Source organism: Streptomyces sp. NPDC045022, assembly GCF_056432605.1.
This window is the reverse complement of sequence record NZ_JBWKIR010000013.1, coordinates 42,934-53,626: the sequence shown is the minus strand read 5'-3', so window position 1 is coordinate 53,626 and position 10,693 is coordinate 42,934. Positions and strand designations below refer to the sequence as shown.

Annotated in this window: 9 protein-coding genes; 2 read left to right on the top strand and 7 right to left on the bottom strand. The window is 71.0% G+C overall.

The genetic code is table 11. The features are described 5' to 3' along the window. Positions 1-95: 95 nt before the first annotated feature. Entirely contained in the window at positions 96-488 is a 393-nt protein-coding gene (locus AC07C1_RS23435; RefSeq protein WP_478941821.1) for a hypothetical protein, read from the top strand. Here AC07C1_RS23435 and AC07C1_RS23430 read toward each other — a convergent pair. Beyond that, a complete protein-coding gene (locus AC07C1_RS23430; RefSeq protein ID WP_478941820.1) occupies positions 478-1,695 on the bottom strand; it encodes a transglycosylase family protein in 1,218 nt (405 codons plus the stop codon). The two genes, AC07C1_RS23435 and AC07C1_RS23430, sit on opposite strands and share 11 nt — an antisense overlap. A gap of 271 nt (positions 1,696-1,966) precedes the next feature. Between AC07C1_RS23430 and gndA the strand changes: the two genes are divergently transcribed. Next, positions 1,967-3,406: an NADP-dependent phosphogluconate dehydrogenase gene (gene gndA / locus AC07C1_RS23425; protein ID WP_478941819.1), complete on the top strand. Its 1,440-nt coding sequence runs from the start codon at positions 1,967-1,969 to the stop codon at positions 3,404-3,406. A gap of 1,166 nt (positions 3,407-4,572) precedes the next feature. Here gndA and AC07C1_RS23420 read toward each other — a convergent pair. The 6 genes from AC07C1_RS23420 to AC07C1_RS23395 all read right to left on the bottom strand — a co-directional run bounded on the left by AC07C1_RS23420 (position 4,573) and on the right by AC07C1_RS23395 (position 10,683). Continuing rightward, positions 4,573-4,917, bottom strand: coding sequence for a GNAT family N-acetyltransferase (locus AC07C1_RS23420; protein WP_478941818.1), 345 nt, complete (start codon positions 4,915-4,917; stop codon positions 4,573-4,575). Positions 4,918-4,949: 32 nt separating this feature from the next. Then, complete coding sequence (panD, locus tag AC07C1_RS23415) at positions 4,950-5,369, bottom strand: aspartate 1-decarboxylase (protein WP_478941817.1); 420 nt, start codon at positions 5,367-5,369, stop codon at positions 4,950-4,952. A 108-nt stretch (positions 5,370-5,477) separates the two neighbouring features. Continuing rightward, positions 5,478-5,741: a hypothetical protein gene (locus AC07C1_RS23410; RefSeq protein WP_478941816.1), complete on the bottom strand. Its 264-nt coding sequence runs from the start codon at positions 5,739-5,741 to the stop codon at positions 5,478-5,480. Between the two features lie 227 nt (positions 5,742-5,968). Next, positions 5,969-7,651 carry an ABC transporter family substrate-binding protein gene (locus tag AC07C1_RS23405; RefSeq protein ID WP_478941815.1) on the bottom strand — a complete coding sequence of 561 codons (1,683 nt, stop codon included), beginning with the start codon at positions 7,649-7,651 and terminating at the stop codon, positions 5,969-5,971. 51 nt (positions 7,652-7,702) lie between these two features. Further along, positions 7,703-9,787, bottom strand: a complete 2,085-nt coding sequence (locus AC07C1_RS23400; protein ID WP_478941814.1) for a dipeptide ABC transporter ATP-binding protein — start codon at positions 9,785-9,787, stop codon at positions 7,703-7,705. Continuing rightward, positions 9,784-10,683, bottom strand: a complete 900-nt coding sequence (locus AC07C1_RS23395) for an ABC transporter permease (protein WP_478942085.1) — start codon at positions 10,681-10,683, stop codon at positions 9,784-9,786. Before AC07C1_RS23395 ends, AC07C1_RS23400 begins: the two co-directional genes overlap by 4 nt. Positions 10,684-10,693: the final 10 nt, after the last annotated feature.

The following is a 10,693-nucleotide window of genomic DNA, read 5'->3' as shown; positions in this document are numbered from 1 at the left end:
CTCCGGGCGTGGCAACGGCTGCGAGCGCGCGCACGGTTGCGGGCGCGGGGACGGCTGCGGGCGCCGGGACGGCTGCGGGCGCGGGGACGGCTGCGATGCCGGAGTCCGTTTCCGCCGCCTGCGAGCCGGCTCCCGCGCGGGACGCGCTTCTCGCCGTGCCGCAGCAGCGCCCGGCAGCGGAGTCCGAGGCGAAGACGGCGAGCCGTCCGGAAACGGCCGGGGCCGACGACGGGTCAGCGGAGCGGATCCCGCGGGCGCCGGGCGAGCGCGTCCTGCGGGAGGCGGGCGAACCGGTCCTGCGGGAAGCGGCCGAACCGGGTCTGCGGGAGCTGCTGGTACCGGGGCCGGACGGCAGCGGCGGCGGCACCGAGGGCGGCGAGGCGCCGGCCGGACACGCGGCGCCCCCCGTGGCGAGCGCCGCGCTGCCCCTGAGCATCTACGTGCCGCTGCCGCTCCTGGACCGGCACCGGGCGTGCGTCAGATCCTGACGCCCCCGGCCCGCAGATAGGCGAGCGGGTCGATGTCCGTGCCGAAGCCGGGCCCGGTCCGCACCTCGAAGTGCAGATGCGGGCCGGTGACGTTCCCGGTGGCACCGGAGCGGCCGAGGCGCTGGCCCGTGGTGACATGCTGGCCGACCCGCACGGAGATGGCCGACAGATGCGCGTACTGGGTGTAGCGGCCGTCGGCGTGCCGGAGCACGACCTGGTAGCCGTAGGCGCCACCCCACCCCGCGGCCACCACCTGCCCGGCCTCCGCCGCCCGCACCGAGGTGCCGGTCGGCACGAGGAAGTCGACGCCCGTGTGGTAGCCCTTCGACCAGTGCGAGCCCGCCATGTGGTAGCTGGTGCCGATGGGCGCGTTCACCGGTGCGACGAGCGAGTGACCGGTCGGGGATGTGTGATGGGGAGCGGACTTCTTCTCCGAAGGGACTTTCTTCTTATCCGAAGGGACTTTCTTCTTCTCGGAGGGGGACTTCCTCTTCGGTGACTTGGTCGTGGTGTGGGTGTCCGGCGCGGCGCCGGTGGCGCGCAGGCTGAGCCGCTGGCCGGGCAGGATGAGATCGGGATCGTCGCCGATCGTCGCGCGGTTGCCCGCGTACAGCTGCCGCCAGCCGCCCCGGACATGGTGGTCGCCGGCGACGCCGGACAGGGTGTCACCGTGCACCACCGTGTACATCTCGGCCTGGCCCGCGCGGGACTGCGGGGTGGTCTGCGGCCGCACGTCCTGCACCGGGCCGGTCTTCGCGGCGCGGGCCTTCGGGCCGCTCCGCGCAGGGTGCGTGGCGACGCTGTCCGTGTGCGGATCGGGTCCGGCACCGCCCCGCGTCAGCCCGGCCCGCACCGAGCACACCGGCCAGGCTCCCGGCCCCTGCCCGTCGAGCACCCTCTCCGCGACGGCGATCTGCTGGTCGCTGGTCGCGAGATCGGCGCGCGGCGCGTACCGGGTACCGCCGTAAGCCTCCCAGGTGGACCGGGTGAACTGCAGCCCGCCGTAATAACCGTTGCCGGTGTTGATGTCCCAGTTGCCGCTGGACTCGCAGGCGGCGACCTTGTTCCAGGTCCCCGCGTCGGCGGCGCCGGCCGTGCCGGCGGCGACCAGCGGGATCGCGAGGCCGGCACCGCCCGCCGTGACGGTGAGTGAGGCGCGGTTGATCCTGCTCGGCTGGTACCGGCGGTGCCGGCCGCGTACGGCCATGTCCGAAATCCCCTCGGCATGCGTCAGGAGGGGCAAAAGTAAGCGCGGCGAACAGGCCATGACAAGACAGGAATTCGGCCTTGCGTCCCTGCCAAGTGGCCGGGAACGGCCGTTCCTTGGACGGGATCGCGGAAGAGTGAGGCTCAGAGCGCCGTCACTGCGTAATCAAGCGTGGCGGGTCGGATGTGCGCTCGCCGTAGCGGCACGTCAGGATGGGCGAGGGCCCGTACTGACGGAGCCGTAGTCACGAGGCAGCTAGGGAGCAGGCGGTATGAGCACTTCAGCGCAGATCGGCGTCACGGGACTCGCGGTCATGGGCCGCAATCTCGCCCGCAACTTCGCTCGCAACGGCTACACGGTCGCCGTGCACAACCGTACGGTCTCGCGGACGAAGGCGCTGGTGGAGGAGTTCGGGCAGGAAGGGGACTTCATCGCGGCCGAGACCGCCGAGGACTTCGTGGCGGCGCTGGAACGCCCCCGCCGGCTGGTCATCATGGTCAAGGCGGGTGAGCCGACGGACGCGGTGATCGAGGAGTTCGCGCCGCTGCTGGAGCCCGGTGACATGATCATCGACGGCGGCAACGCGCACTTCGCCGACACCCGGCGCCGGGAGCGGGAGCTGCGCGAGCGGGGTATCCACTTCGTCGGTACGGGCATCTCCGGCGGCGAGGAGGGCGCGCTGCACGGGCCGAGCATCATGCCGGGCGGTTCGAAGGAGTCGTACGAATCCCTCGGCCCGATGCTGGAGAAGATCTCCGCGAAGGCGGCGGACGGCGCACCGTGCGTCACGCACTGCGGCCCGGACGGTGCCGGGCACTTCGTGAAGATGGTCCACAACGGCATCGAGTACGCCGACATGCAGCTGATCGGCGAGGCGTACCAGCTGCTGCGCGATGTGGCCGGTTACTCCCCCGCGCAGATCGCGGACATCTTCCGCACCTGGAACACGGGGCGGCTGGACTCCTACCTGATCGAGATCACCGCCGAGGTGCTGTCCCATGTGGACGAGGCGACCGGCAAGCCGTTCGTGGACGTCGTGGTCGACCAGGCCGAGCAGAAGGGCACCGGCCGCTGGACCGTGCAGATCGCCCTGGACCTGGGCGTGCCGGTGTCCGGTATCGCCGAGGCGGTCTTCGCCCGTTCCCTGTCCGGCCACGCGGGCCTGCGGGAGGCCTCGCGGGGGCTGGCCGGGCCGACGGCGTCCGCGCTGAGCGAGTCGGAGGCGGCGGCCTTCGCGGACCGGGTGGAGCAGGCGCTGTACGCGTCCAAGATCGTGTCGTACACGCAGGGCTTCCACGAGATCGCGGCGGGCAGCGAGGAGTACGGCTGGGGCATCGACCCGGGCGCCGTCTCCGCGATCTGGCGTGGCGGCTGCATCATCCGCGCGGCCTTCCTCGACCGTATCCGTGCCGCGTACGGCGCCCGCGCCGATCTGCCGAGCCTGCTGTCGGACGAGACGTTCGCGCAGGAGATCGCGGCGGCGCAGGACGACTGGCGCGAGGTGCTGGTCGCGGCGACGCGGCAGGGCGTGCCGACACCGGGCTTCGCGGCGGCGCTCGCGTACTACGACGCGCTCCGCGCGGAACGTCTGCCGGCGGCTCTGACGCAGGGGCAGCGGGACTTCTTCGGGGCGCACACGTATCGGCGAGTGGACCGGGACGGGTCGTTCCACACGCTGTGGGGCGGGGACCGGTCGGAGGTGTCGGCCTAGCCGGACGTCTGGGGGGGCGGGGGCGGGGGAACGGTCGCGGCGCCGGTGCGGGTTCGTCGTGGCCGGTCGCGCAGTTCCCCGCGCCCCTGAGGTGGTGGCCCCGCTCGATGTCCTCAGGCGAGCGGCGGGCCGGCCTGGGGACTCGGTGCGCCCTCGATGTCCTCAGGTGAGCGGCGGGCCGGGCTCGGGACTCGGTACCGGCTCGGGCCCCGGTGGGATCGGGGACGGTGAGGGCTCCGGCGGGCCCGGTGCCGGGGGTGCCGGGGGCGGGGTCGGGTCGGGACCCGGTGCGGGTGGCGTGGGCTCTGGCCCGGGGCCCGGCGGGGTGGGCTCGGGGCCTGGATGCGGGGCCGGGACGGGGCTCGGATACGGGTCCGGCGGGGTCGGGCCCGGGCCCGGCGCGGGTACCGGCGGGACGGGGTCGGGGTACGGGTTCGTCATCGGTGTCCTCCGGGCAGTCACTGGACGTCGCCTCTGGACTACTCCCCCGCCTACCCGACAGCCGCTCCAGCACTCACCCGACGGCGGGACCGGACGGGTCCAGGTGGGTGCGGGGCTGCGCCGGCGGCCGAACGGGGGCGGCGGATATCAGCGGCCGGGCAGCAGTGTCCTGGCAGCCGGCGTCCGTGCGAGTGCCCCCCGCCGGAACCCGGGGCTCAGTGGCACCACCGGAATCCGGTCTCCACACTCCGAGCCCACGGCAGGCCGGACCCGCGAGAGCCGGGCACCCTCGTCCGTGACCCGCCGGGGTGGGCCCGAACGGCCCCGCCGGAATCCCCGGGCTCAGTGACACCGCTGAGACCCCGGGCCAGCTCCGCCCGGAACCGGGATCGGTGTCCCCACCGGAACCCGGCCTCCACCGCGAACCCAGGCCCTTCGGTGAGCGGCTGCCGGGCGGGGTAGCCATGGCGGCCCCGCTGGGTGACGGCGTACACCGGCCGGCCCAGGCTCACCCGCACCGGGCCGCAGCAGCCAAGCCCCACCCGAGTCCCGGCCCCAACAGTCCAGGCTCATCCACGTCCGACCCCAGCAACCAGCCCCACCAGAGCCCCGGCCTCAGCAACCGAGCCCCGCCCGAACCCGGCCTCAGTCGCCAGGCACCGGCATGAGTGACCGGGACACCCCGTCACCTCGGGTCGGTCGGTCCCGTAGTGCGAACCGGTCGGTCAGAAGTTCTCGGGGTGGGCACGCAGCCAGTCCTTCGCGGCCGTCAGCAACCGCGGATCGGCCGACGGGGCCACCTCGGGGTGCCGTTCGGCCCACTTGACGACGTACGGGCAGAGCGGGGCCACCGGCACGCCCTCGCGCTCGGCGAGGGCGTACAGCTCGCGGGCCAGGGAACCGGCGATGCCCTTGCCCTCGTGTGCCGGCTCCACGATCGTGTGCACCGGAACCAGGGCGCGCGCGGGCGACTCCAGGACGAAGTACTCGATGTGGCCGACGACTTCACCGTCGCCGACGGCCTCCAGGCGGCCCGCCGCCCGGTCGTCGCGGATCTCGATCTCGCTCATGGGCACGCACGCTCCTGGTCCTGGTCCGCCGGTCAGGCCGTGACGGCCTGCGGGCTGCGCTGCTGGTCCGAGCCGGGCACCGGCGCGGACGGGTCGGCGCCGAGGGACACGATCCGGTTGTCACCGTCGACGTGCACGACGCGCGGCTTCAGCGCCCGCGCCTCGGCGTCGGTGACCTGAGCGTAGCTGATGATGATCACCAGGTCGCCGGGGTGGACGAGATGAGCGGCCGCCCCGTTGATCCCGATCACGCCGGACCCGCGCTCGCCCTCGATGACGTACGTCTCCAGCCGGGCACCGTTGGTGATGTCGACGATGTGCACGAGCTCGCCCGGCAGCAGGTCGGCGGCGTCGAGGAGATCCGCGTCGATGGTCACCGATCCCACGTAGTGCAGGTCGGCCTGGGTGACGGTGGCGCGGTGGATCTTGGACTTGAACATGGTGCGAAACATGGAGAAACTCCCGGTTTGTCTGCTCCCTGCCTGCCGCAGGTCAAGGGCGTCGTCCGGAGAGTACATCGATTGGCATGTCTGGTCAGCTGTCGCCGGGTGTTGAAGGACTCACACTGGCCCATTGCTGACCTTCCTGACGCCGCGCCAGGGAGATGGGCACCGCGTCACGGGAATCTCGGCGCGCTTTTCGTTCCAGTCGATGTCGAGTGCCTGGAGGAACGCCTGGACCGGCTGGGCACCGGGCACGACGCACTCCCCGTCGAAGAGCAAGAGCGAAATGCCGGTGATGCCGAGCTGCCTCGCGCGGAGTATGCCCGCGCTGGTGGCGCAGGATTCGCCGGCGGGGGCCTCGCGTGCCGTGCCCGCGCTCACGTCGTCCCATGCGCAGCTGCGTCCACGTAGGTGCCGGCCCGGATCCGGAACAGCCGACCGTCCGGCGTCACGCCGAACCGCTCGACGCGACCTCCGGGGTCACCACCTACGCCGCCCACCGGGTCCTGGCCGTCGAGCCGCCGCCGACGGCGCGGTCGTCCTGGACTTCGACCGCGCCGCGAACCTGCCGTGCGCCTAACGGACCTGGCCACCGTCCTGCGGGGTGGTCACTTCTCCCAGCCGACCGTCTCCGGGAGGGGGTTGTAGAAGATGGTCGCGCCGACGTTGGCGAGGCCCTTCTTCACGCCGTAGGTCGAGGGTCCGCTGAACAGCGGGAGGAAGGCGTACTCCTGGAGCGCCTTCCGTTCGACCTCGTTGGCCGCCGCGGCCTGCTTGCCGAGGTCGGCGATCTTGCTGGTGGCACGGATCTCCGTGTCCAGCGCGGGCGAACCCGCACCGGTGATGTTGGAGTCGCGGTCGGAGCAGTAGAAGTCGCACAGGTAACGGGCGCCGAACGGGTCCATCGAGCGGTTTCCCGACAGGAACAGATCGAACTTGCGGTCGCTGAGGATCTTGGAGAAGTCCGCCTCGTCGGCCTTCCTGATGTCGAGGCGAATGCCCACCGGTTTCAGCATCGCCGCGAAGGCGCCGGCGGTCGCCTTGTCCAGCGGGTCGTCGCCGAGGAGCGTGTAGCCGACTTCGAGCTTCTTGCCGTTCTTGACTCGTACACCGTCGGCCCCGGGCTTCCAGCCCGCCGCGTCGAGTGCCTTTCGTGCCTCGTCCGGCGCGTACTTCAACACGGCCGAGACGTTGTCCTCGTAGCCCTTCTGGAAGCTGTAGAGGATGGCGGAACCGGGCAGCGGCTTCTTGTAGTCCAGGCCCTGGAACCTGATCTTCGCGGTCTGTGTGCGGTCGATGCTCTCCTCGATGGCCTTGCGCACGGTTTTGTCGGCGAGGACGGAGGACTTGGTGTTGAAGTAGAGCGAGTACTCGAAGGGGCTTCCGCCACTGCGGATCTCCGTGCCCCGGAGCCCCTTGATCTGCTTGAGGCTCTCGGCGTCGACCGCGGAGACGTAGTCGAGCTGCCCGTTCTTGAAGGCGTTGATCGCCGCGGCCGATTCCAGGTTGACGTAGACGCGCTTGTCGAGCTTGCCCTTCCTGCCCCACCACTTCGGGTTGCGGACGAACGTGATGTCGCCCGAGTGGGTGTCCCACTTGCCGACGGTGTACGGCCCCGCGCCCCACTCCGGGTGGGCCTTCTTGACGTAGGCGTTGTTGAAGTTCTGGACCGTCGCGGCCTTGGGGTGCAGGAAGGTGGTGAACAGGCTCGACCAGGAAGGGTTCACTCCCTTGAAGGTGATCACGGCCTGCTTGGCGTTGCTGCCCTTCTCGACCGAGGTGATCTGGTCGTAGCCGTCCGTGGAGGAGGCGGCGTAGGCCTTGTCGGAACCGTTGTTGGCCTTCCACGTGGCCTTGATCGCGGTCCAGTCGATGGGTGTGCCGTCGTTGAAGACGGCCTTCGGGTTGATGGTGAGCCTGATCTTCTGGTTCCCGCCTTCCACGGAGACCTTCACGTCGCTGAAGTAGTCCGGGTTGTACTGCACCTCGCCGGTCGCCGAGTAGGTGATCGCGTCGGCGTTGTACCAGGCCCAGACACGGGACGCGGTCAGCGTGGCATTGACGTTGAACGGATTGCCCTGGTCGTCGAAGGTCCCGACCGTGGTGTACGTGCCCCCCTCCTTGATCCGGTCGTACGGCGTCGGGTTGTAGTCGGCGACGGCCGATGCCGCCGAGGGAGCGTTCTTCGCGTCCGACTGCGCGGAGTCCTTCCCCGACGAGGACTGGCACGCGGTGGCGGTGACGGAGACGGCAGCGATCAGAGCGACGGGCAGGGCCAGTCTCGTGCGCATGGTGGAAGGTTCCTTAGAGGTCGGTGAGGGACAACATCGCCGGGCCGGTGTTCAGACGCCGTGGCAGGCGTACTGATGGCCGGGGCGTCCGGCTGCGGAGGTCGGCACGGGGGGCTGGGTGCGACAGCGGTGCCGCAGCTCCTCGTCGGCAAGGCGGTACAGCGGGCAGCGGTCGACGAAGACACACCCCGCGGGCATGTGCGCGGCGTTCGGCTGCTCGCCCTCCAGCACGACGCGTTCACGGGTGCGTTCCCGCTCGGGGTCGGGTACCGGGATCGCCGACAGCAGCGCACGGGTGTAGGGGTGCTTCGGATCGGAGAAGATCGTCTCGGTGTCCCCGGTCTCGACGATGTGCCCCAGGTACATCACCGCGATGCGATCGGAGATGTACCGGACCACGGCCAGATCGTGGGCGACCACGAGGTAGGCCAGGCCGAGTTCCCGCTTGAGCCGCGCCAACAGGTTGATCACCCCGGCCTGTACCGAGACGTCCAGGGCGGAGAGCGGCTCGTCGAGCGCGAGCAGCTTCGGCTCCGTCGCCAGGGCACGGGCGATGCCGACCCGTTGGCGTTGGCCTCCGGAGAGTGCGGCCGGGAAGCGGTCGGCCACCGAGTCGTCCAGACCCACCAGGGTCAGCAGTTCGTGGACCCGTGCACGTATCGACTCGCGATCACGCCCGATCGCCCGCAGGGGTTCGGCCAGCGAGTGGAATACGGGCATCCGGGGGTCCAGAGCCCCCAGGGGGTCCTGCATGACGATCTGCACGTCCTGCCGCAGCTCCCGTGGGCGCGCGCCGGATGCGACCGTGCCGACGTCGATGCCGGAGACCTCGATCCGGCCGCCTTCGGGCCGTCTGAGCCGAAGGATCTCCATCAGGGTCGTGGTCTTGCCGCTGCCGGACTCACCGACCAGGCCGAGCGTCTCGCCGGCGCGCAGCTCGAAGCTGACCCGGTTGACGGCGTGCAGCGTGCCGACCCGGCGCTTGAGGAGGGCGCCCTTGGTGACCGGAAAGGTCTTGACGAGGTCCTCGACACGGAGCACCACCTCGCCGGCCTCGGCACGACGCGAGGGCGCCGGTCGGCCGAGGGGCGCGGCATCTCCCGTCGGGTCCAGGGATCCGTCGGCGATCTCGGTGGCGCGAAGGCAGGCCACGTGTCCGTGCCCGGTGACGTGACGCAGCTCCGGTTCGTCGGAGCGGCACGCGCCGAGGGCGACGGCACAGCGGGGTGCGAAGGGGCAGCCGTCCGGGAGGTTCACCAGGGCGGGTGGCTCGCCACCGATGGGGACCAGGGGGCGGCGGGACCCGCCGTCCACGGTCGGCACGGCGGCCAGCAGCCGCGCGGTGTACGGCATCGTCGGCCGGCGGAAGAGTTCCTCGACGCCCGCGTGTTCCACGAACCGGCCGGCGTACATGACGGCGACGTCGTCCGCGTGGCCGGCGACGACCCCGAGGTCGTGCGTGATCAGGACGAGACCGGCGCCGGTCTCCTGCTGTGCCAGCCGCAGCACGTCGAGGATCTGGGCCTGCACGGTGACGTCGAGTGCGGTGGTGGGTTCGTCGGCCACGAGCACGGACGGCCTGTTGGCGATGGCCATGGCGATGACCACGCGCTGGCGCATGCCGCCGGAGAACTCGTGCGGGAAGGCGGCGGCCCGGTTGCGCGGGTCGGGGATGCCGACGAGATCGAGCAGTTGCACGGCCTGTTCCCAGGCCGCCCGCTTCGTCAGGTCCTGATGGACCCGCAGGGCGTCGGAGAGCAGCCTGCCCACCGAGAAGATCGGCGTGAGGGCGGACAAGGGGTCCTGGAAGACCATGCCGATGGAGTTGCCGCGGATCTTCGACAGCGCCCGGTCGTCGAGGCCGATGAGGTCCCGTCCGCCGAGCAGCACCTTGCCGCGCAGGTCGGCGGTGGGCGGCAGCAGGCCCATGATGCCCATCGCGGTGGCCGACTTGCCCGAGCCGGATTCACCGACGATGCAGAGGGTCCGGCCGGGCAGCAGGTCGAAGCTCACGCCGCGCACCGCCTCGACGGTGCCCGCCTCGGAGGGGAAGGAGATCCGCAGATCCCGCACGGAGAGGACGGGTACTGCGTCGGTGGGTGGTGCCGGGGCGGGCAGCGGGCTCGCGAGGGTCATCGTCGGCCTCCTGCCGAGCCCGCCACCGACGTGGGGTCGAGGGCGTCGCGCAAGCCGTCGCCGATGAAGGTCATCGACACGGTGAGCAGAACGACCAGCCCGGCGGGGACGGCGAAGAGCCAGGGGGCGCTCGTGACGGTGCTCGCGCCGTCCGCGAGCATCGTGCCGAGGGAGACGTCCGGGGTCTGGACGCCGAACCCGAGGAACGAGAGGGAGGTTTCGCTGAGCACGGTCGCCACGACCCCGAGCGTCAGGTTGACGATCAGCAGGGAGCCGAGGTTGGGGATGATGTGGCGGAAGATGATGCGCAGTGGGCCGACGCCCATGAACTCGGCGGCCTTCACGTAGTCCCGTTCGCGCAGTGAGGTCGAGACGGACCAGATCACCCGCGCAGTGGACATCCAGCCGAACACGGTCAGCACGACGATGAGGACGCGCCAGTCGCCGGCCAGCCGGTGGGAGACCAGAGCGAGGATGAGGAACGAGGGGACGATCAGGAGGAAGTGGATGACGGCGAGGGTCACCCGCTCGACTCGGCCCCCGAAGTACGCGGCGCCGGAGCCGATGATCGCGGCCAGGACGATCGTCAGTACCGACACGCTCACGGCGATGATCAGGGAGCGCTGGAGCCCGTGCACGGCACAGGCGTAGATGTCGTTGCCACCCTGGTTGGTGCCGAACCAGTGGAGGCTGCTCGGAGGCTGGGTGAGTGCGGTGAAGTCGGCGTCGGTGTACGCGTAACCGAAGGCACCGAACAGCACCAGCAGCACGAAGATCACCACTCCGACGACGGCGAGGCGGTTGCGCATGAAGCGGCGCAGATAGAGCCGGCCAAGGCCGAGGTTCCAGTGCTTCCGCGCGGTGGTCACCGGTTCCGGAGTCCGCTCCGCCGCGATCGGACGGGAA

Bases quoted from the DNA above. Each gene is read 5' to 3' on its own strand.
- AC07C1_RS23435 (WP_478941821.1), top strand. From the start codon at position 96: ATGCCGGAGTCCGTTTCCGCCGCCTGCGAGCCGGCTCCCGCGCGGGAC.
- AC07C1_RS23430 (WP_478941820.1), bottom strand. From the start codon at position 1,695: ATGGCCGTACGCGGCCGGCACCGCCGGTACCAGCCGAGCAGGATCAAC.
- gndA (WP_478941819.1), top strand. From the start codon at position 1,967: ATGAGCACTTCAGCGCAGATCGGCGTCACGGGACTCGCGGTCATGGGC.
- AC07C1_RS23420 (WP_478941818.1), bottom strand. From the start codon at position 4,917: ATGAGCGAGATCGAGATCCGCGACGACCGGGCGGCGGGCCGCCTGGAG.
- panD (WP_478941817.1), bottom strand. From the start codon at position 5,369: ATGTTTCGCACCATGTTCAAGTCCAAGATCCACCGCGCCACCGTCACC.
- AC07C1_RS23405 (WP_478941815.1), bottom strand. From the start codon at position 7,651: ATGCGCACGAGACTGGCCCTGCCCGTCGCTCTGATCGCTGCCGTCTCC.
- AC07C1_RS23400 (WP_478941814.1), bottom strand. From the start codon at position 9,787: ATGACCCTCGCGAGCCCGCTGCCCGCCCCGGCACCACCCACCGACGCA.